The sequence below is a fragment of the Streptococcus oralis genome (assembly GCF_023109005.1).
Taxonomy (GTDB): domain Bacteria; phylum Bacillota; class Bacilli; order Lactobacillales; family Streptococcaceae; genus Streptococcus; species Streptococcus oralis_BU.
Genome location: NZ_JALDTU010000005.1, coordinates 141,533 through 163,482 on the forward strand (window position 1 = coordinate 141,533; position 21,950 = coordinate 163,482).

The 21,950-nt window shown below is 39.7% G+C and carries 21 protein-coding genes, 1 pseudogene and 1 other annotated feature; all 22 genes and pseudogenes read left to right on the plus strand.

What is annotated here, in order from left to right:
- Nucleotide 1: 1 nt before the first annotated feature.
- The 22 genes and pseudogenes from thrB to M1F56_RS06640 all read left to right on the plus strand — a co-directional run bounded on the left by thrB (nt 2) and on the right by M1F56_RS06640 (nt 21,881).
- Nucleotides 2-871, plus strand: a complete 870-nt coding sequence (thrB, locus tag M1F56_RS06535; RefSeq protein ID WP_247917241.1) for a homoserine kinase — start codon at nt 2-4, stop codon at nt 869-871.
- A gap of 99 nt (nt 872-970) precedes the next feature.
- On the plus strand, nt 971-1,909 hold the full coding sequence (gene msrB, locus M1F56_RS06540; RefSeq protein ID WP_247917242.1) for a peptide-methionine (R)-S-oxide reductase MsrB: 939 nt from the start codon (nt 971-973) through the stop codon (nt 1,907-1,909).
- A 60-nt stretch (nt 1,910-1,969) separates the two neighbouring features.
- Entirely contained in the window at nt 1,970-3,694 is a 1,725-nt protein-coding gene (locus tag M1F56_RS06545) for an ABC transporter ATP-binding protein (RefSeq protein ID WP_247917243.1), read from the plus strand.
- A gap of 1 nt (nt 3,695) precedes the next feature.
- The gene (locus M1F56_RS06550; protein ID WP_247917244.1) at nt 3,696-5,444 is read left to right on the plus strand and encodes an ABC transporter ATP-binding protein; all 1,749 of its coding nucleotides are present in this window, start codon (nt 3,696-3,698) and stop codon (nt 5,442-5,444) included.
- Between the two features lie 98 nt (nt 5,445-5,542).
- Nucleotides 5,543-6,802: pseudogene (locus M1F56_RS06555) on the plus strand (TRZ/ATZ family protein).
- A gap of 62 nt (nt 6,803-6,864) precedes the next feature.
- Nucleotides 6,865-7,000 (plus strand) — a sequence feature (ribosomal protein L10 leader region).
- A 38-nt stretch (nt 7,001-7,038) separates the two neighbouring features.
- Complete coding sequence (rplJ, locus tag M1F56_RS06560; RefSeq protein ID WP_001287266.1) at nt 7,039-7,539, plus strand: 50S ribosomal protein L10; 501 nt, start codon at nt 7,039-7,041, stop codon at nt 7,537-7,539.
- 72 nt (nt 7,540-7,611) lie between these two features.
- Nucleotides 7,612-7,980, plus strand: a complete 369-nt coding sequence (rplL, locus tag M1F56_RS06565; RefSeq protein WP_001196962.1) for a 50S ribosomal protein L7/L12 — start codon at nt 7,612-7,614, stop codon at nt 7,978-7,980.
- Between the two features lie 201 nt (nt 7,981-8,181).
- Nucleotides 8,182-8,355 carry a hypothetical protein gene (locus M1F56_RS06570; protein WP_078142618.1) on the plus strand — a complete coding sequence of 58 codons (174 nt, stop codon included), beginning with the start codon at nt 8,182-8,184 and terminating at the stop codon, nt 8,353-8,355.
- Nucleotides 8,352-9,131, plus strand: a complete 780-nt coding sequence (locus tag M1F56_RS06575; protein ID WP_041331731.1) for a replication initiator protein A — start codon at nt 8,352-8,354, stop codon at nt 9,129-9,131. Before M1F56_RS06570 ends, M1F56_RS06575 begins: the two co-directional genes overlap by 4 nt.
- A 98-nt stretch (nt 9,132-9,229) precedes the next feature.
- Entirely contained in the window at nt 9,230-10,588 is a 1,359-nt protein-coding gene (gene dcm, locus M1F56_RS06580) for a DNA (cytosine-5-)-methyltransferase (RefSeq protein WP_041331734.1), read from the plus strand.
- A complete protein-coding gene (locus M1F56_RS06585) occupies nt 10,572-11,021 on the plus strand; it encodes a hypothetical protein (protein WP_041331737.1) in 450 nt (149 codons plus the stop codon). Before dcm ends, M1F56_RS06585 begins: the two co-directional genes overlap by 17 nt.
- Nucleotides 11,014-11,394 (plus strand): arsenate reductase, encoded by a 381-nt coding sequence (locus M1F56_RS06590; RefSeq protein ID WP_041331740.1) that lies wholly within the window; start codon nt 11,014-11,016, stop codon nt 11,392-11,394. Before M1F56_RS06585 ends, M1F56_RS06590 begins: the two co-directional genes overlap by 8 nt.
- Before the next feature lie 12 nt (nt 11,395-11,406).
- Nucleotides 11,407-11,640: a hypothetical protein gene (locus M1F56_RS06595; protein ID WP_000840778.1), complete on the plus strand. Its 234-nt coding sequence runs from the start codon at nt 11,407-11,409 to the stop codon at nt 11,638-11,640.
- A gap of 2 nt (nt 11,641-11,642) precedes the next feature.
- Nucleotides 11,643-12,230 (plus strand): CPBP family intramembrane glutamic endopeptidase, encoded by a 588-nt coding sequence (locus tag M1F56_RS06600; RefSeq protein ID WP_041331743.1) that lies wholly within the window; start codon nt 11,643-11,645, stop codon nt 12,228-12,230.
- A gap of 313 nt (nt 12,231-12,543) precedes the next feature.
- Nucleotides 12,544-12,843, plus strand: coding sequence for a hypothetical protein (locus tag M1F56_RS06605; RefSeq protein WP_000869759.1), 300 nt, complete (start codon nt 12,544-12,546; stop codon nt 12,841-12,843).
- Nucleotides 12,833-13,321 (plus strand): hypothetical protein, encoded by a 489-nt coding sequence (locus M1F56_RS06610; RefSeq protein WP_041331746.1) that lies wholly within the window; start codon nt 12,833-12,835, stop codon nt 13,319-13,321. The genes M1F56_RS06605 and M1F56_RS06610 overlap by 11 nt, the downstream gene beginning before the upstream one ends.
- The gene (locus M1F56_RS06615) at nt 13,321-15,198 is read left to right on the plus strand and encodes a VirD4-like conjugal transfer protein, CD1115 family (protein ID WP_247917245.1); all 1,878 of its coding nucleotides are present in this window, start codon (nt 13,321-13,323) and stop codon (nt 15,196-15,198) included. The genes M1F56_RS06610 and M1F56_RS06615 overlap by 1 nt, the downstream gene beginning before the upstream one ends.
- Before the next feature lie 20 nt (nt 15,199-15,218).
- Nucleotides 15,219-15,461, plus strand: a complete 243-nt coding sequence (locus tag M1F56_RS06620; protein WP_000627865.1) for a hypothetical protein — start codon at nt 15,219-15,221, stop codon at nt 15,459-15,461.
- A gap of 16 nt (nt 15,462-15,477) precedes the next feature.
- Nucleotides 15,478-16,332: a conjugal transfer protein TrbL gene (locus M1F56_RS06625; RefSeq protein WP_001054257.1), complete on the plus strand. Its 855-nt coding sequence runs from the start codon at nt 15,478-15,480 to the stop codon at nt 16,330-16,332.
- A gap of 53 nt (nt 16,333-16,385) precedes the next feature.
- Complete coding sequence (locus tag M1F56_RS06630; RefSeq protein WP_247917246.1) at nt 16,386-16,745, plus strand: PrgI family protein; 360 nt, start codon at nt 16,386-16,388, stop codon at nt 16,743-16,745.
- Nucleotides 16,696-19,053 (plus strand): VirB4-like conjugal transfer ATPase, CD1110 family, encoded by a 2,358-nt coding sequence (locus M1F56_RS06635; RefSeq protein ID WP_247917247.1) that lies wholly within the window; start codon nt 16,696-16,698, stop codon nt 19,051-19,053. Before M1F56_RS06630 ends, M1F56_RS06635 begins: the two co-directional genes overlap by 50 nt.
- Before the next feature lie 11 nt (nt 19,054-19,064).
- Entirely contained in the window at nt 19,065-21,881 is a 2,817-nt protein-coding gene (locus tag M1F56_RS06640; RefSeq protein WP_247917248.1) for a phage tail tip lysozyme, read from the plus strand.
- Nucleotides 21,882-21,950 lie beyond the last annotated feature (69 nt).

Consider the following 21,950-nt stretch of genomic DNA (forward strand, 5'->3'; position numbering starts at 1 on the left):
GATGAAGATTATTGTACCTGCAACCAGTGCCAATATCGGGCCAGGTTTTGATTCGGTCGGTGTAGCTGTTACCAAGTATCTTCAAATTGAGGTCTGTGAAGAACGAGATGAGTGGCTGATTGAACACCAGATTGGCAAATGGATTCCACATGACGAGCGTAACCTTTTGCTTAAGATTGCCTTGCAAATTGCGCCTGATTTGCAACCGAGACGCTTGAAAATGATCAGTGATGTTCCCCTGGCGCGTGGTTTGGGTTCTTCTAGCTCGGTTATCGTTGCTGGGATTGAACTGGCCAACCAACTGGGCAAGCTCAACTTATCTGACCATGACAAATTGCAGCTGGCGACCAAGATTGAAGGACATCCTGACAATGTGGCTCCAGCTATTTATGGTAAACTCGTTATTGCAAGTTCCGTTGAAGGGCAAGTCTCTGCTATCGTGGCTGACTTCCCAGAATGTGATTTTTTAGCTTATATTCCTAACTATGAATTGCGTACTCGTGACAGCCGCGGTGTCTTGCCTAAGAAATTGTCCTACAAGGAAGCTGTTGCAGCTAGTTCTATCGCCAATGTGGCGGTTGCAGCCTTGTTAGCAGGAGATATGGTGACAGCTGGCCAAGCGATTGAGGGAGACCTTTTCCACGAGCGTTACCGTCAGGACTTGGTGAGAGAATTTGCGACGATTAAGCAAGTAGCCAAGGAAAATGGAGCTTATGCGACCTACCTCTCTGGTGCTGGACCGACAGTTATGGTTCTGGCTTCTCATGACAAGATGCCTACGATTAAAGCTGAATTGCAAAAGCAGTCTTTCAAAGGGAAATTGCATGACCTAAAAGTTGATACCCAAGGTGTCCGTGTCGAAGCAAAATAAAGAATAGAAGATAGGATGGGGAAATTCTCGACCAGAGGGCTTCCTATCCTTTTTTTGAAAAGAAGTCTAGTCAAAGAACTTGATAAAGGAGAAACAAAGATGGCAGAAATTTATCTAGCAGGTGGTTGTTTTTGGGGCTTAGAGGAATATTTTTCCCGAATTTCGGGAGTGCTAGCTACCAGTGTCGGCTACGCTAATGGCCAAGTCGAAACAACCAATTATCAGCTACTCAAGGAAACAGACCATGCAGAAACGGTTCAAGTGATTTACGATGAGAAGGCAGTGTCACTTCGAGAAATTTTGCTTTATTATCTCCGTGTCATTGATCCCTTGTCTATTAACCAGCAGGGGAATGACCGTGGTCGCCAATATCGTACTGGTATTTATTACCAAGATGAAGTAGATCTGCCAGCTATCTATACAGTGGTGCGGGAGCAGGAGCGTATGTTGGGTCGAAAGATTGCAGTAGAAGTGGAGAAACTTCGCCACTACATTCTGGCAGAAGACTACCACCAAGACTATCTTAAGAAGAATCCTTCTGGTTACTGTCATATCGATGTGACAGATGCTGAGAAGCCATTGATTGATGCAGCAAACTATGAAAAGCCTAGTCAAGAGGTGTTAAAGGAAAGCTTAACTGAAGAGTCCTATCGTGTTACCCAAGAAGCTGCCACAGAGGCTCCATTTAGTAATGCCTATGACCAAACCTTTGAAGAAGGGATTTATGTAGATATCACGACTGGCGAGCCACTCTTTTTCGCCAAGGATAAGTTTGCTTCAGGTTGTGGTTGGCCAAGCTTTAGCCGTCCGATTTCTAAGGAATTGATTCATTATTACAAGGACCTGGGCCATGGAATGGAGCGAATCGAGGTTCGTTCTCGGTCAGGCAATGCTCACTTGGGTCATGTTTTCACAGATGGTCCTCAGGAATTAGGTGGCCTGCGTTACTGTATTAATTCTGCCTCCTTGCGCTTTGTAGCCAAGGATGAGATGGAAGAAGCAGGATATGGCTATCTATTACCTTATTTAAACAAATAAAACAGAGAGGGTGGGCGCTTCCCATTTTCTTCATTTCCAGAATAAGAATAGAAAGGATCTATGAAACACTTACTATCTTACTTCAAACCCTATATCAAAGAATCCATTTTAGCTCCCTTATTCAAGTTACTAGAAGCTGTTTTTGAGCTCTTGGTTCCCATGGTGATTGCTGGGATTGTTGACCAGTCCTTGCCTCAGAGAGATCAAGGACATCTCTGGATGCAGATTGGCTTACTCCTTATCTTTGCAGTGATTGGCGTTTTCGTAGCCTTGGTAGCCCAGTTTTACTCAGCCAAGGCAGCGGTAGGTTTTGCCAAGGAATTGACAAACGACCTCTATCGTCATATTCTTTCTTTACCCAAGGACAGCAGAGACCGTTTGACAACTTCTAGCTTAGTCACCCGCTTGACTTCGGATACCTACCAGATTCAGACTGGGATCAATCAATTCCTGCGCCTCTTTTTGCGAGCGCCCATTATCGTTTTTGGGGCTATCTTTATGGCCTATCGCATCTCGGCTGAGCTAACTTTCTGGTTTTTGGTTATGGTTGTCATTTTGACGATTGTCATTGTCGGTCTCTCTCGACTGGTCAATCCACTCTACAGTAGTCTCAGAAAGAAAACGGATCAGCTGGTTCAGGAAACGCGTCAGCAATTACAAGGCATGCGAGTTATTCGTGCTTTTGGTCAGGAAAAAGGAGAGTTGCAGATTTTTCAAACCCTTAACCAAGTTTATGCTAGATTGCAAGAAAAGACGGGTTTCTGGTCTAGTTTGTTAACACCTCTGACCTATCTGATTGTCAATGGGACCCTCCTTGTCGTCATCTGGCAGGGCTATATCTCAATTCAAGGAGGCTTGCTTAGTCAAGGTGCCCTCATTGCCCTTATCAACTACCTCTTGCAGATCTTGGTGGAATTGGTCAAGCTTGCTATGTTGATCAATTCTCTCAATCAATCCTATATCTCAGCCAAGCGAATCGAGGAAGTCTTTGCTGAGGCTCCAGAAGATATCCATTCGGAGTTAGAACAAAAGCAAGTTGCCAGTAATCAGGTTTTACAAGTCCAAGAATTGACTTTTACCTATCCTGATGCGGCTCAGCCTTCTCTGAGAAACATTTCCTTTGATATGACTCAAGGACAAATCCTTGGTATCATTGGGGGAACAGGTTCTGGTAAGTCAAGCTTGGTGCAAGTCTTACTTGGTCTTTATCCAGCAGATAAGGGAAGCATTGACCTTTATCGAGATGGACGTAGTCCTCTTAATTTGGAGCAGTGGCGGTCTTGGATTGCCTATGTGCCTCAAAAAGTAGAACTATTTAAGGGAACTATTCGTTCCAACTTGACTCTAGGTTTACATCAAGAAGTACCTGACCAAGAACTCTGGCAGGCCTTGGAGATTGCGCAAGCTAAGGATTTTGTCAGTGAAAAGGAAGGACTTTTGGATGCTACTGTTGGGGCAGGAGGTCGAAATTTCTCAGGTGGACAAAAACAACGTCTGTCGATTGCTCGATCAGTCCTGCGCCAAGCTCCATTTCTCATCCTAGATGATGCGACCTCGGCCCTCGACACCATTACCGAGTCCAAGCTCTTGAAAGCTATCCGCGAAAACTTACCAACCACGAGCTTGATCTTGATTTCTCAACGAACCTCGACTTTACAGATGGCTGACCAGATTCTCCTCTTGGAAAAAGGTGAGCTTCTAGCTGTCGGCAAGCATGAGGACTTGATGAAGACTAGTCAAGTCTATCGTGAAATCAATGCATCCCAACATGGAAAGGAGGACTAGAATGAAACGACAAACTGCAAACCAGACGCTCAAACGTTTAGCCGTAGATTTAGCAAGCCATCCCTTCCTCCTTTTCCTAGCCTTTCTAGGAACTATTGCCCAAGTTGGCTTATCAATTTACCTACCTATTCTGATTGGGCAGGTCATTGACCAAGTCTTGGTGGCTGGTTCATCACCAGTTTTTTGGCAGATTTTTCTCCAGATGATCTTGGTAGTCATAGGAAATACTCTGGTACAATGGGCCAATCCTCTTCTTTATAATCGCCTAATCTTCTCATATACTAGAGACTTGCGAGAGCGAATAATCCATAAGCTCCATCGTTTGCCGATTGCCTTTGTAGATAGGCAAGGAAGTGGAGAGATGGTCAGTCGTGTGACCACGGACATAGAGCAGTTGGCAGTTGGCTTGACCATGATTTTTAACCAATTTTTCATTGGTGTCTTGATGATTTTGGTTAGTATTCTGGCCATGCTCCAAATTCATCTCCTCATGACCCTCTTGGTCTTGCTGTTGACGCCACTATCCATGGTGATTTCACGCTTTATTGCCAAACGGTCCTATCATCTCTTCCAGAAGCAAACAGAGACCAGGGGAATTCAGACTCAGTTGATTGAAGAATCGCTTAGCCAGCAAACTATTATCCAGTCTTTCAATGCTCAGACAGAGTTTATCCAAAGACTGCATGAGGCGAATGCCAACTACGCAGGCTATTCTCAGTCAGCCATCTTTTATTCATCAACGGTCAATCCTTCGACTCGCTTTGTCAATGCACTCATTTATGCGCTTTTAGCTGGAGTGGGAGCCTATCGTATCATGATGGGATCCACCTTGACCATCGGGCGTTTAGTGACTTTTTTGAACTATGTTCAGCAGTACACTAAGCCCTTTAACGATATTTCTTCTGTTCTAGCCGAATTGCAAAGTGCTCTCGCTTGTGCAGAGCGTGTCTATGCTGTCTTAGAAAGTACAGAGGTGGCTGAAACAGGTAAGGAAATCTTGACCAGTGACCAAGTACAGGGAGCCATTTCCTTTAAGCATGTTTCTTTTGGCTACAATCCTGAAAGGATCTTGATTAAGGACTTATCCATCGATATCCCAGCTGGTAGCAAGGTAGCCATTGTTGGTCCGACAGGTGCTGGTAAGTCAACTCTTATCAATCTCCTCATGCGTTTTTATCCTATTAACTCGGGAGATATCTTGCTAGACGGTCGTTCCATTTACGACTATACCCGAGCGTCATTGAGACAGCAGTTTGGCATGGTGCTCCAAGAAACCTGGCTCAAGCAAGGAACCGTTCATGACAATATTGCCTTTGGAAATCCTGACGCCAGTCGGGAGCAGGTGATTGCTGCCGCCAAAGCAGCCAACGCAGACTTTTTCATCCAACAGTTGCCACAGGGATACGATACTAAGTTGGAAAATGCAGGAGAATCCCTCTCTGTTGGGCAAGCCCAGCTCTTAACTATCGCCCGAGTCTTTCTAGCTATCCCAAAGATTCTTATCTTAGACGAGGCAACTTCCTCCATCGATACAAGGACAGAAGTGCTGGTCCAGGATGCCTTTGCCAAACTCATGAAGGGGCGCACAAGCTTTATCATTGCTCACCGTTTGTCAACCATTCAGGATTCGGATTTGATTCTTGTCTTGGTGGATGGCGATATCGTGGAGCATGGAAATCATCAAGACCTCATGGCAAGAAAGGGCAAGTATTACCAAATGCAAAAAGCTTCAGCTTTTAGCTCTGAATAATCCTTTCTATTTTGCAATATTATGGAAAAAAAGTTGCCTTCGGGTGACTTTTTTGTTACAATAGCTAGAAAAAATCAGGGTCTTAGAAGGAGAAAACAATGAAAGTCTATCAGCATGTAAATCTCGTGACTTGTGACAAAAATTTCCATGTTTATTTGGGTGGTGTCTTAGCCGTTAAGGACTCTCAAATTGTCTATGCCGGTCAAGAGAAGCAAGAGATTTTAGAGCAAGCTGAGCAGATTATAGACTATCAGGGAGCCTGGATTATGCCTGGTTTGGTCAATTGCCATACCCATTCTGCTATGACAGGTTTGCGAGGGATTCGGGATGATAGCAATCTCCATGAATGGCTCAATGACTATATCTGGCCAGCAGAAGCAGGCTTTACTCCTGACATGACTACCAAGGCGGTCAAAGAGGCTCTGACAGAAATGCTCCAGTCAGGGACAACAACCTTTAACGATATGTATAATCCCAATGGTGTGTATATTGAGAGAATTTATCAGGTAGTGAAAGCATCTAAGATGCGTTGTTATTTCTCACCGACCCTCTTTTCTTCAGAGACAGAAACAACTGCTGAGACTATAAGCAGAACACGGTCCATTATATAAGAAATCTTAGGATATGAAAACCCAAATTTCAAGGTTATGGTAGCCCCTCATTCTCCCTACAGCTGTAGTAGAGACTTGCTGGAAGTAAGCTTAGATATGGCAAAAGAGCTGAATATTCCCATCCATATCCATGTGGCGGAGACCAAGGAAGAGTCAGGAATTATCCTGAAACGATACGGCAAACGCCCCCTTGCCTTTCTAGAAGAACTAGGTTACTTAGATCATCCGTCTGTCTTTGCTCACGGGGTCGAATTAAACGAGAGAGAAATTGAACGCTTGGCAACTTCTCATGTGGCTATCGCTCACAATCCTATCAGTAATCTCAAACTGGCTTCAGGAATCGCTCCAATCATCCAACTGCAAAAAGCAGAAGTAGCAGTAGGGATTGCGACAGACTCGGTTGCTTCCAATAACAATCTAGACATGTTTGAGGAAGGAAGGACAGCAGCCCTCCTTCAGAAAATGAAGAGTGGAGATGCCAGCCAATTTCCTATCGAAACAGCTCTCAAAGCTCTAACGATAGAAGGTGCTAAGGTTCTTGGAATGGAAGATCAGATAGGAAGTCTGGAAGTTGGTAAGCAGGCAGATTTTCTGGTCATTAATCCTCAAGGGAAAATCCATCTCCAACCTCAGGAAAATATGCTCTCTCACCTGGTTTATGCTGTCAAATCCAGTGATGTTGATGATGTTTATATCGCTGGAGAACAGGTGGTTAAGCAAGGCAAAGTTTTGACAGTCGAGATTTAAAAAAATTTCAAAAAAAGTTTGCAAAAATCTTGCATTCTTTTTTTGTCTATGCTATACTTATATACGGTTTGAAAAAACTGCCTAAGACAGTAGGGGAGCTCGACTCATAAAGATCCTACCGAGGACAAAACGTATCATGTAAAAAGAAGCGTATTGTACTTTCGTGTCTAGGTTTGGGCGCGTTTTTCTTTTGGAAAAATTCCCCAAGCAAAATAATTACGGAGGTGAACACACTAATGAGTGAAGCAATTATTGCTAAAAAAGCGGAACTAGTTGACGTAGTAGCTGAAAAAATGAAAGCTGCTGCATCTATCGTCGTTGTAGACGCTCGTGGTTTGACAGTTGATCAAGATACAGTTCTTCGTCGTGAGCTTCGTGGAAGCGAAGTTGAGTATAAAGTCATTAAAAACTCAATCTTGCGTCGTGCAGCTGAAAAAGCTGGTCTTGAAGATCTTGCATCAGTATTTGTTGGACCATCTGCCGTAGCATTTTCTAATGAAGATGTTATCGCACCAGCGAAAATCTTGAACGACTTTGCTAAAAACGCTGAAGCACTTGAAATCAAAGGTGGTGCAATTGAAGGCGCTGTCGCATCTAAAGAAGAAATCGTTGCTCTTGCAACTCTTCCAAACCGCGAAGGACTTCTTTCTATGCTCCTTTCTGTACTTCAAGCGCCAGTGCGCAACGTTGCTCTTGCAGTCAAAGCGGTTGCAGACAACAAAGAAGACGCAGCTTAATCTTAAGCTACGCAGCGTAGCATAGCTACGAAAAAACTATTATAATTAAAAACTTATTTGGAGGAAATAACAATGGCATTGAACATTGAAAACATTATTGCTGAAATTAAAGAAGCTTCAATCCTTGAATTGAACGACCTTGTAAAAGCTATCGAAGAAGAATTTGGTGTAACTGCAGCTGCTCCTGTAGCTGTAGCTGCAGCTGGTGCTGCTGACGCTGGTGCTGCTAAAGATTCATTTGACGTTGAATTGACAGCTGCTGGTGACAAAAAAGTTGGCGTTATCAAAGCTGTACGTGAAATCACTGGTCTTGGACTTAAAGAAGCTAAAGAACTTGTTGATGGTGCACCAGGTGTCATCAAAGAAGGCGTTCCAACTGCAGAAGCTGAAGAAATCAAAGCTAAATTGGAAGAAGCTGGAGCTTCAGTTACTCTTAAATAAGAGGCATATACCAATTAGAATTCGGAATACTATAGTATCAGCCTTTTAGAATCGTGAACACATTTTAGAAACTGATAAATTAATTTAGTTTCCTACCAAAAACCCTACCAAAAATTAATTTGGCAGGGTTTTTCTTTTTAATAAAATTATTTTGGAGAACAGTTGAATATTGTTCTCCTTTTTTTATTTTCAGGAGGGAAAATGACAAAGGAATTACAATCATCACGCTATATTGTCATTTCATTTTTAGTACGTGAAATGGGAATAGATATTGTTGAGGCCATCTCTCTTATGGCTGAATTGGAAAAAAGTGGCTTGGTTCGATTGGAATCAAGTGGAAATTTAATACTCAAAGAACTTGGAGGAGCGTTATGAAACGAATAACCGCAAATCAATATCAAACTTCAGAACGGTATTACAAATTACCTAAAATTCTTTTTGAGGATGAGAAATATATGGATATGAAACTAGAAGTAAAGGTAGCTTATTCTATTTTAAAGGATCGTTTAGAATTATCTCTCAGTCGTGGTTGGATAGATGAAGAAGGAGCGGTTTATTTAGTATTTTCTAATTCTAACCTGATGAAGCTATTAGGTTGTTCGAAGTCAAAATTACTGTCCATCAAAAAAATTCTTAAAGAATATGACTTAATTGATGAAGTCCAACAGTCTTCAAGTGAGAAAGGGAGACTAGCTAATAAGATTTATTTAGGGGAGTTGTCTTCTACCCCAGTAGCTAGTTCGAACAGGCCTAGTGTTAAAAAAAGACTATGCCAGGATGAAAATGAAGCGGCCCCCGTCTCTTATTCAGCCCCTAGTGAGACTGAAGTTAGTGAGACTAAATATAGTGAGACTGAATCTTTATTTATTGAGGATGAGGAAGAAAGGAATTCTCAACCTATTTTGAGAAGAAAAGTAGAAAAGGTCACAAAATATGATCGAGATTATATTTGGGGATTGGTACAAGATCAATTTAGACGAGAAGGTTTTTCTGAAACAGCTAGTGAAATTGCTATGACCGATTTTGAGAGAATCTATCAGTATGCTCTTGACAATGTTCGCTTTGTTAGGCGAGCTGAAGTCCTTGCTGAATTTGTGTTTAACGGCTTGTATTCTGTTTGGAATAACCATGTTAGAAAAGGAGGTGGTTAAATGTCGCCAATCGAGTGGATATTAGTTATGCTCATTGTCATTTCAAGTGGAGTGACAGTTCTGACAATGATAGTCGATAAGAAAGGGGTGGACAAGAAATGAGATTTATTGATTTATTTTCAGGTATCGGTGGTTTTAGACTTGGAATGGAAAGTGTCGGACACGAGTGTATTGGATTTTGTGAGATTGATAAATTTGCTAGAGAATCTTATAAGTCCATTTTTCAAACGGAAGGAGAAATTGAATTTCATGACATACGAGATGTTTCAGATGACGAATTTAAAAAACTTAGAGGGAAAGTCGATGTCATCTGTGGGGGATTCCCTTGTCAAGCATTTTCAATCGCAGGAAGACGATTGGGATTTGAAGATACTAGAGGAACTTTGTTCTTTGAAATTGCTCGGGCGGCCAAACAAATCCAACCACGTTTTCTTTTTCTTGAAAATGTTAAAGGCCTACTCAATCACGATAAGGGACGGACGTTCACCACAATTCTTACCACACTTGATGAGTTGGGGTTTGATGTTGAGTGGCAGGTGCTTAACAGTAAGGATTTTGGCGTTCCCCAAAACAGAGAGAGGGTGTTTATTATCGGACATTCTAGAAAGAAAGGTACCAGACTCCTATTTCCTTTCAGACGAGAAGGTCAAGCAACTAACTCTGAGACTTTGAAAGCGCTAGGAAATTTAAATCCATCAAAAAGTGGAATGAGTGGTAAAGTTTATTATTCAGAAGGTCTTGCGCCAACCTTAGTTCGTGGGAAAGGAGAAGGATTTAAAGTTGCGATTCCTTGTATGACACCAGACAGATTAAAAAAAAGACAAAATGGTAAACGTTTTAAGGATAATCAAGAGCCAATGTTTACTTTAAATACTCAAGATCGGCATGGTATTGTCGTTGTTGGAGATTTACCAACTAGCTTTAAGGAAACTGGTCGTGTCTATGGAAGTGAGGGTTTATCTCCAACACTGACTACGATGCAAGGAGGAGATAAGATCCCCAAAATACTAATTCCAGAACCAATCCAATTTCTAAAAGTACGGGAAGCAACGAAAAAAGGATATGCTCAAGCAGAAATAGGAGATTCCATCAATTTGGAAAGACCAAGTTCTCAGTATCGTCGAGGTAGAGTTGGAAAAGGTATAGCGAATACGTTAACAACTAGTGGTCAAATGGGAGTAGTAGTGGCTAGCTATGAAGGAGAAGATAAACAAGTTTATCATGTAGCCGGTGTATTAATAGATGGACAATTTTACCGTCTGAGGATACGACGAATTACTCCTAAAGAGTGTTTTCGCTTGCAGGGTTTTCCTGATTGGGCTTTTGAAGCTGCTAGAAAAGTCTCTAGTAATAGTCAGCTCTATAAACAAGCTGGTAATAGTGTAACCGTTCCTGTGATTGCCGCAATCGCAAATAAATTAAAAGAAATAGAGGAAAAAGATGAAAGCATTAAATAAAGAATCAATACTAGATTGTGATGAATTAGAAACAGAATTACATGATGCAGAAATCAAACAACTGGATGAACAATTATTTTTGATGCCCAATTATCCATGTGAGTTTGAAGTGACATTTTTAGATGATTACCATAAAAAACACAACTACCCACTATTTTACGAATCCTATCTTCAAAACGTTATGGAATTCCTTGAAAGTCAAGACATAAAGAATGGAGTTGATGCCTTTGTAGATGATCATCAAAATCTCGTTTTTATTTTATATGGACAAGGTTATCGAGCAGAGGGAAAAGAGGGAATACTTACAACCCAAGTAACTGTAAAAGCTTATGATGAAGACAAGAAATCAATTAACTTCTCACATTCATTAGATTCCTTAATCGTCTCAGAATATCAAATTGAAGCGAATCAGTGGGAGGTCTCCCATGATTGATCTCTATCTAAGTAAAAATAGCCATAGAAATCAACTTCTTTTAGAATTCTTCCAAAACTATGGTATCGAAGTATCTTGCCATTCAGTTTCTGAAATGACAAAGGACAAATTAATTGAGATGATGAGCTATTCTTCAGATTGTTTTGAGTTTTTATCTCCCAATTTATTACGATTTAAGAACCGTGACAATCTAAGATTAACGGATTTCGTTGAGATGATTTTAAAAAATCCTGAACTAACCATCAGACTTCCTCTTGCGGTTTCAAATAAGCGAGTTTATCCAAATCTGAATTTGGAAGAGGCTAGAGCTTTATTGCCAAGGGATACGAAACAATTGATTTACATGGCACAAACACATTATTTATCTAACTAAAGGAGAAGCAATATGGCTGAACGATTTTGGGAGAACTTGTCCATTATTTTAGCTGAAAGAAATATCAGCTGGATTGAGTTAACCAGAAAAATGTTTGCGGGAGAGTTTCACTATCCAAGTGAATTGAATCGTTTGTATCAAAAAATTCGGCACTACAAGGTGGAACAACGAATGCCTCAAAGTCCATGGGTAGAAAGGATTGTGCAGGTATTAGATTTAGATTATGAAGATTTATTTCGGAGGTAACTATGAAAAGAATAATTCCAGTTTATATATTCCAACAAGTAAATATCCTATTGGTATCTCTATACTTACTGAAATTTCTTTGTAGCGGTGAGTTAACTATACTACAGATTCTCTATTGTGGGTCGCTCATTTCTTTTTTATGGATGTATGGTCAACGTAAACAAGCGCATAAAATCGATATGAAAACTAGGATGAAATGGCTTGGTGTTGGATTTGTTAGCCTACTGATTATAAGTCTATGTTTTAGCCTGATTCATGCTCAAGGAAGTACGAATCAAGCAAACTTAATTGGCATTCAACATCAAGTTCCTTGGTTTTCATTTTTATTGTTCTTAATCAATGCGAGTATGGTTGAAGAATTTCTGTATCGAGAAATTTTATGGAACTTGGTTAGAAAATTAGATATTCGAGTTGCTTTGACAAGCGTTTTATTTGCCTTAGCACATCATCCTGGAACCATTCTAGCTTGGTGTTTGTATGTTTCACTTGGGATGTTTTTAGGGATGGTGCGCTATAAATCTGATTTATGGGGCAGTATGGAGCTACATTTGGTGTGGAACCTACTAGTTTATAGTTTGCTGCTTGTTTAGGGAAATGAAAAGCTAACGTTATTTCATAATGTTAGTCTTTTATTTCAAAATCTTTGTTTAGTATGAATTTAGCTCGACAGAAAAATTAGAAATGTGATAAAAATTTCAACTACTCTTATCTATAATAAAGCTACCTGTTCTTTGAAAATTGAATCCACTCCGTCTTGATTAGCGTGCCTGTGTAAGTAGGGACTGAGAGTATTTCCCTGTGAAGGGCAACTGGCACAAGACGTGTGTGAGAATTTTCTAACAGACACGGAGTTTATCGTTACCAGACTTAAACGATGCGACAAACTAGATAAAGGAGTTAATCATGAAGGTAGTAAACTTGTATGATTTGAAACAAATGGGAAATAAAGGTGGTTGTACCATCCAATTGATTCATCACTTTCCCTTTGGTATGGGCTTAGGACATCTCAAAAAAGACTACATTGAATTTAAACGTGTTGGTATCATTGATGGGAAAGCAGTAGAAGTTACTCTTCGAGAACCTTATTCGAGAGATCTACTGCAGGTTGTCAAGTCGATTAAGCAACGTCAGAAATTGATAGCTTATCGTTATAAAGAAGGAAAGCTGCTATTTGTTAAGAAGGAGGCATCAGATGTCCTCTGAACAACAGGAACGAATGGCAGTTCAATATGCAGAGCGTAGTCTTTTATTTACTGTCAAAAGTCTCTTAAAGATTCTAGAATGGTCCAGACGTCAGGCTCTAGCACAAGATTCTGCCTATAAGATAGGGGTGCAGAAATTAGAAGAATTGCTACAATCTCCTTATTCGATTGATACGATTAATCTGAAAAAAGATTTTTTAGACAAACCAATTGATATAGAGAAATTTAAAGCTTTTTTAGAAAAAGAAGAGATTCCTTTGGCCATCGCTTGGCAAGGGGATTCTCTGCATTTCTACACGAAAGACCGTTCGATTCTGGACAATCATTTAGACTATCTGTTAGAAAAAATGGTCAATGATCCGGAGAAATTAGCTGATTTTACTATGGATAAGTCATTAGACGATGCAATTGATGAGGCTAAATCCCAAATTACCTTTGCACAAGAAGGAGCCGTCAAACAGAAAGAGATGGTGAGATAATGTACAGTGGAAAGAAATTCCTACTATTCTCACTGTTAGGTATCTTTCTAGGCTATCTTTTTCATCGTTTGACGCTTTTGTATGATTCCTATACTGGAAATACATTAGATAAATGGACTCATCTTCTAATGGAAGGTCAAGATGAAGTTCTTCAGTCGCCATGGAATGTTTCCTTTACTGGAAAATCCAGTGCTTTTTTTCTACTAGGCTTTGTGATGATGTTGCTGGTTTATCTCTATCTAGAGACTGGTAAAAAACAATACCGAGAAGGGGTAGAATACGGGAGCGCCCGTTTTGGAACTCTAAAAGAAAAGAAGCTCTTTTACGGTAAGGAATTTTCTCATGATACGATCTTAGCACAAGATGTTCGTTTGACATTATTAGATAAAAAACCACCCCAATATGATAGAAATAAGAATATAGCGGTAATCGGAGGTTCAGGAAGTGGGAAGACATTTCGCTTTGTAAAACCCAATCTGATTCAGATGAATAGTTCCAATATTGTCGTGGATCCTAAAGATCACTTAGCTGAGAAAACAGGAAGACTCTTTTTGGAACATGGCTACCAAGTAAAGGTGCTAGATTTAGTCAATATGAAGAACTCAGATGGCTTCAATCCTTTTCGCTATATAGAGACAGAAAACGATTTGAATCGCATGCTGACGGTTTATTTTAATAACACTAAAGGCTCTGGCTCCCGTAGTGATCCATTTTGGGATGAAGCTTCTATGACTTTGGTACGAGCTTTAGCCTCCTACTTGGTCGATTTCTATAACCCACCTAAAACAAGAGAACAGCTCATAGAAGAAAGTCGTTTGAGTCAAACAGAATACCAAAACTTGTTGAAACGTCAAAAAAAAGAAGTGGAAGAGCGAAAAAAACGAGGGCGTTATCCAAGTTTTGCTGAAATTTCAAAACTCATTAAACACTTATCCAAAGGTGAAAATCAGGAAAAAAGTGTCTTAGAAATTCTATTTGAAAATTATGCTAAAAAGTATGGGACTGAAAATTTTACCATGCGAAATTGGGCAGATTTTCAAAATTATAAGGACAAGACACTAGATTCTGTTATAGCTGTAACCACTGCTAAATTTGCCCTCTTTAATATTCAAAGTGTCATGGATTTGACCAAAAGAGATACACTTGATATGAAGACATGGGGGAAGGAAAAATCAATGGTCTACTTAGTTATCCCTGATAACGATAGTACCTTCCGCTTTCTTTCAGCCCTCTTTTTTTCAACCGTATTTCAAACCTTAACAAGACAAGCAGATATTGATTTTAAGGGGCAATTACCTCTTCATGTGAGAGTCTACTTAGATGAATTCGCAAATATCGGAGAAATCCCAGATTTTGCTGAACAAACCTCAACAGTTCGCTCTCGGAACATGAGTCTCGTTCCTATTCTACAAAATATTGCCCAACTTCAAGGGCTCTATAAAGAAAAAGAAGCATGGAAAACCATTTTGGGGAACTGTGATAGCTTAGTCTACTTAGGTGGGAATGATGAAGATACCTTTAAATTTATGAGTGGCTTACTCGGTAAACAAACCATTGATGTTCGAAATACTAGTCGTTCCTTTGGCCAGACAGGTTCAGGTTCCCTTTCTCATCAAAAGATTGCTCGTGATTTAATGACACCCGATGAGGTTGGAAATATGAAACGGCATGAATGCTTGGTTCGAATTGCCAATATGCCTGTCTTTAAAAGCAAAAAATACAATTCCACTAAGCATCCAAACTGGAAGTACCTAGCCAATCAAGAAACAGATGAACGGTGGTGGAACTATCAAATCAATCCTTTGAATCAAAGACAAGAAAATCATCTTGAAGGCCTTAGAATTCGTGATCTAACTTTTGAATCTAGTTTAAAATAAAAATAGAAAAGAGGAAATAGATGATTACGCATTTTAAAGGTTTTGTTTATGGAGTAGACGCAAGTGCTATGTTTGCACAAGCTATGTCTTTGTTACAGAAGGGATTGATTGCGGTTGGTGCCTTTCTCGTTGTTGTGGGGATTGTCAACCTTGCAACCAACATTAAAGATGGTGGACCAGGTGTTCGGAATGCCATTCTGGAAATTGTCGGTGGTGTTATGGTAGGGGCTGCTGGAGCCTTTGTAACTCAAATTTCAATTTAGGAGGATAAACAATGACATGAATCTTAGTTTAGTCTCACCCTTTGTTTACCTTGCATCTGAAAAAATATCAGCTGAAAATTTATTTGAAGGATTTAATGTAGATTTACAATCTACGGTAGATCTGATTAAATCTCTATCTAGCTACAATCCAACCGTTTGGACTTATATGTCTAGTATTACTAAAAGTGTCATGCAGCCTCTTGGAGTTGCGATTTTATCAGTTGTTCTCATCTTAGAATTTTCGAAGATGGCAAAGAAAATTGCTAACTCTGGTGGAGCGATGACCTTTGAAGCATTAGCGCCGATGTTGATTAGTTATATTATGGTCGCAGTTGTAATTACCAATACTACCGTTATTGTAGAAGCTATCATCGGGATTGCGAGTCATGCCATTGAACAAGTGGCTTCGATTGTGGCTCACGGTGGGGCAAAGTATGATACCATCTCTGGATTAAAAGGGTCAGGATTTATTGGCCGCATGATTGTGGGCTTTTTCGCCCTCCTTATCTGGCTAGTTCGGATAGTAAGTGCAGCCATGGTCAATCTTTTGGTATCCATTCGATTTATTCAACTCTACCTTATGATTCCATTTGCCCCTCTTACGATTCCAACATTTTTAAGTGATGAGTGGAAGTCTATTGGTATTGGCTATTTAAAAAATATTATGGTCTATGCGGTACAAGGGGTTCTCATTTTTCTGATTGTTTCTCTTGTTCCTTTATTTGAATCTGCTGGGAAAATAGCTGTTTCAAATGGTGCAGGAGTCTTGCAATCACTTGCGATTATGTTCGGTAGTTTGGTACAAGCTATCTTACTGATTATTGCCCTCGTTGGTTCTCAACGTACGGCTCGCTCAATCTTAGGTATGTAATTAGATAAAGGCTAGGAAGTGATTGCTTCTTAGCCTTTTTAGAAAGGAAAGTCATGAATACACGTGTCTTTAAAGACATCTCAAAATACCAACACAGGGCTTGGTTAGGTTTCACCACAAGACAAATCATATTTGTTTTACCAGCCTTTATTGTCACAATTATTGTTTTGGGCTTGAATCTCTTTTTCTGGCAATTTGGAGATTGGTTTGTTTACGGTTTTGTGTTTGCCTTTACCATCCCCCTCATGCTCTTTGGAGTCTATAAACCCAATGATTTATATTTTGAACATTATTTGAAATACCGTCTTCATTTTGAACTAACGGTTCCCCTACGCACAATTACAGGAAAGAAAGGATCTGAACATGAAAAGAAAATCAAATACATTAAAGAAACAAAAAGCTTCAATGACTAATAAAAAGGAAGAAGTTAAAGGAAAAAAAGAGGAAGTGTTACCCTCTACGGCTAATACTCTTTCCTATCAAGCCCTGTATCAAAATGGTCTGATGCAGGTAAAAGAAGATTATTTCTCACAAAGCTATTTACTTGGTGATGTCAATTACCAAACTGTTGGTTTAGAAGATAAAGGCGCAATCATTGAGAAGTATTCTGATTTGATTAACTCTTTAGACGACCAAACCAACTTCCAATTGACTATCTTTAATAAAAGATTAAATTTAGAAAAGTTTAGACAAAGTGTTTTGTATGAGGAAAAAGAAGATGGATATGATAGCTATCGTCAAGAATTGAATCGAATGATGAATCAGAATTTAGACAGTGGTGAAAATAATTTTTCAGCTGTGAAACTGATTAGCTTTGGTAGAAAGGATTCTAATCCCAAACAAGCCTATCGTTCCTTGTCTCAAATAGGCGAATATTTCAAGAGTGGTTTCTCAGAAATTGATGCACGATTTGAATCCTTGGCTGGAGAAGAACGGGTGAACTTGTTGGCCGATATGCTTAGAGGAGAACACCATCTTCCTTTTTCTTACCGTGATTTAACGAGATCTGGTCAGACAACTCGTCACTTCATAGCCCCTAACCTTTTAGATTTTAAAAACAAGAATTACCTACAAATCAATGACCGCTTATTGCAGATTGTCTATGTGAGAGACTACGGCATGGAATTAGGTGATCAGTTTATCCGAGACCTCATGCAAGGAGATTTGGAATTGATAGTGAGCCTTCATGCTCAAAGTTCGACCAAGGCGGATGCCATGAAGAAACTACGAACAAAGAAGACCTTAATGGAATCCCAAAAGATTGGGGAACAACAAAAACTTGCTCGTACAGGTATCTATTTGGAAAAAGTAGGCCATGTTTTAGAAAGCAATATTGATGAAGCTGAGGAACTCTTAAAAACCATGACCGAGACAGGAGATAAACTATTTCAAACAGTCTTCTTGATTGGTGTTTTTGGTCAGGATGAAGAAGAACTTAAACAAGCTCTAGACACGATTCAACAAGTGGCTGGCTCAAATGACCTAATGATTGATAAACTTCCATATATGCAAGAAGCAGCCTTTAATAGTTTGCTGCCATTTGGTTGTGATTTTTTAGAGGGTGTATCACGGAGTTTATTAACGTCCAATGTAGCAGTGAATTCTCCATGGACTTCAGTAGACTTACAAGACCGCAGTGGGAAATATTACGGTATCAATCAAATCTCAAGCAATATTATTACCATTGATCGCAGCCTATTAAATACACCGTCTGGTCTGATTTTAGGGACATCTGGAGCTGGGAAAGGGATGGCAACCAAGCATGAAATTATCACGACCAAAATCAAAGAATCTGGTGAAAATACTGAAATTATCATTGTGGATCCAGAAGCAGAGTACAGTGTCATTGGACGGGCTTTTGGTGGAGAAATGATTGATATTGCGCCAGATTCCCAAACCTATCTCAATGTCCTTGACTTGTCTGAGGAAAATATGGATGAAGATCCTGTAAAGGTAAAATCAGAATTTCTTTTATCCTTTATCGGCAAGTTATTGGATAGGAAAATGGATGGGAGAGAAAAATCGATTATCGACCGAGTTACCAGACTCACCTATCAGTCATTTAAAGAGCCTTCTTTGGAAGAATGGGTTTTTGTCTTGAGTCAACAGCCAGAAGAAGAAGCGCAGAATTTGGCACTTGATATGGAACTGTATGTCGAAGGTTCTCTTGATATTTTTTCTCATAAGACCAATATTCAGACAGGATCTAACTTCTTAATCTATAACGTTAAAAAGTTAGGAGATGAGCTGAAACAAATCGCTCTTATGGTTGTTTTTGATCAGATATGGAATCGTGTCGTTCGGAACCAAAAATTAGGGAAGAAGACCTGGATTTATTTTGATGAAATGCAGCTTCTCTTATTAGATAAATATGCCAGTGATTTCTTCTTTAAATTATGGAGTCGTGTCAGAAAATATGGAGCTAGTCCGACTGGGATAACCCAAAATGTCGAAACCTTATTGTTAGATCCAAACGGTAGACGGATTATTGCAAATAGTGAATTTATGATTCTCCTCAAGCAAGCAAAAAATGACAGAGAAGAACTGGTTCAACTCTTAGGCTTGTCAAAAGAACTCGAAAAATACTTAGTCAATCCAGAAAAAGGGGCAGGACTAATAAAAGCTGGTTCAGTTGTCGTTCCCTTTAAAAATAAGATTCCTCAAGGTACACAATTGTTTGATATCATGAGTACGGATCCTGATAAAATGGCTTCTAATTAAGGGGAAGGTAAATGAAGGATAAAAGAGAAATCATACGTGCACGAAAGGCATTTAGAAGAAGTCTAAAAGATGAGAAGAAATTCTTGAAACAAGGAAAGAAGGAGGTGAAGAAACAAAAAAAAGATTCCGCTGTACTGGATGAAAAAGCATGGAAAAAAGAGATAAAGCAAAAGCTAGAGGAGATGAGAGAAGCTTCAAAGGAGAGAGTAAAACAAGCAAATGAAGACTACAATCATATTCTTCAAAATAGTCCTCCATCTTTTTTGAATCGCAAAGAATTAAGAGACAGACGATTACCTCATGCTAGGAAACGATTGAAAATAGCCAAGAAGCAATTTAGAGAAGCCAAGGTAGAAGCAAAAGAAGAAAGAAAAGAGAGTCGTAAAGAAAGAAAAACCAATCAAAAATTTCTCTACGGTCAGGAATCGAAACAAAAATCTAATTTTTTCTTTCAAGGGAAGAGTTTAGAAGAATTAAAAGCTAAGAAAGAAGTCAAGGCCGCAAAAGAGAATCTAAAATCTACTAAACAAGCCTATAAGTCCAAAAAAGTCAGTAGGAAAGCCAAAACTTTTCTTTATGTCCTTGGACGTGAAGGTGGAGAGTTAGCTTCAGAAAATGAAGATTTAGAAGGCTATCGCACACTTCAAGAGACCATTAGAAAAGGGAAACGCTACAGTCGGCTTTCTTATAATCTTGGGAAAGCTAGTGTCAAAACAGGACAAGCAACAGGTCGTTTTACCAAGAAAAGACTGACCAACACAAAAGAGCGATACCATCATTTTAAGGATGGAAAAGGATGGAAACTAGCGAAAGATAATCCAAGTTCCTTTAAAAATCGGTTTCGAAAATTAAAGAAACAAGGTCTTACAAGTGTCCGAAATATCTATCAAAAACTAAAAGCAGCCTTTTCCTTCTTTACATTTGCGGCTGGAAATCCTGCAACATGGATAGTTGGAGGATTAGTCTTTCTTCTCTTACTTATGATGAGCTTCTTTTTAGGATTTTCATCTGCTAGTTTGATTCAACAAGATGAATTTGAATTAACAAAAGCTTATACCCACCTAACTTGGGAAGATGCAGAACATACTCGCACAAATGACAAAGGCATTACCTATTACACAAAAGTTGATGATGTGATGGGGTATATGAACTTTAAATTCCATGACTATGAGTTAAACAAACCAGTTCACTTATTTAGTTCCGAAACTTACAAGGATTATCTGTCTACTTTGTGGCATGATTTAAACGATGGGGATGATTTGAAATCCATGCAAGACCTTTATGAAACTCCTAAGTATAAACTATCGAAAGACGATCAAGAGGAAATGAAGGAACTAAAAGAAGAAGGTGTGTATGCTTCCATGCAGGAATTGGACAATCCATTTGAGGGGAAAAGCAACGAAGATAGTCTGACCATGACTTATCGTTATGGATACTATGATTTAGACGGAAAACCTACCCTTCAGGAGTACATTCTACTAGAAGCGAAGGCTCACCAAAGGATTGTCGCACCAATGGATGGGGTCGTATCACTAGATGGTGACAATATAATTCTCACTAATGGAAAAGGAGAGAATGAGAGTCGATTGACCTTGTATTCTATTCATAATGGCCGTGCAATTGAGGGTACAAGAGTCCTAACGGGTGATATTATTGGTGAAACATCAGACGATACAGGTTTGAAAGTTTCCTATCAAAAGTATAAGAACAAGAAAGAAAAATTGGTGTATGTCAATCCGCAATTTTATTTTCCCAAAGTCATTCAACTTCAGACAACTATCTTACCTGCCATTGGTCAGTTTGGTGGGGATGAGTTTGAACGAGCAAAACATATTTATGAGTTTTTGAAATCTCAAGGGGCAAGTCCCCAAGCCATTGCGGCTATTTTAGGAAATTGGTCGGTAGAGTCTTCTATCAATCCTAAACGAGCTGAAGGGGATTATTTATCTCCTCCAGTTGGCGCTACCGATTCCTCATGGGATGATGAAAGCTGGTTAGCGATTGGAGGTCCAGCCATTTATAGTGGTGCTTATCCTAATATTCTTCATAGAGGTTTGGGTTTAGGGCAATGGACGGATACTGCAGATGGTTCAACACGTCATACAGCTTTATTGAATTATGCAAGCATCCAAAATAAGAAATGGTATGATTTAGACCTCCAACTTGATTTTATGCTTCACGGGGATAGTCCTTACTATCAAAGTTGGTTAAAGGACTTCTTTAAAAATACGGGCAGTGCAGCCAATCTGGCCCAACTCTTCCTTACCTATTGGGAGGGAAATTCTGGTGACAAACTACTGGAAAGACAAACTAGAGCCACGGAATGGTATTACCAAATTGAAAAAGGCTTTAGCCAAACAAATGGAGGACAGGCAAAGAGTGACCCGCAATCCCTTGAAGGGGTTCGTGGAGACTTGTATGAGCATTCTGTTCCTGGTGGTGGAGATGGTATGGCCTATGCCTATGGACAATGTACATGGGGTGTTGCGGCTCGTATGAATCAGTTAGGCTTAAAATTAAAAGGTAGAAATGGAGAAAAGATTTCGATCATTAATACCATGGGAAATGGTCAGGACTGGGTTGCGACAGCTTCAAGTCTTGGAGGGGAAACGGGCTCTATACCAAGATCAGGTGCTATTGTTTCTTTTGTAGGAGGTACACATGGCACACCAGCAGACTATGGTCATGTGGCTTTTGTAGAGAAAGTCTATGATGATGGTTCTTTCCTTGTGTCTGAAACCAACTATGGTGCCAACCCTAACTATACCTTTAGAAAAATCTCGCAAGCAGATAGTGCCATCAGTTTTGCTTATACGGTGAAATCATAACCACCCGTCTAACGGGTGGTTTGCACCAGGGCTATAAGCCCAAATCACCAGCCAGCGCCTAAAGACGCT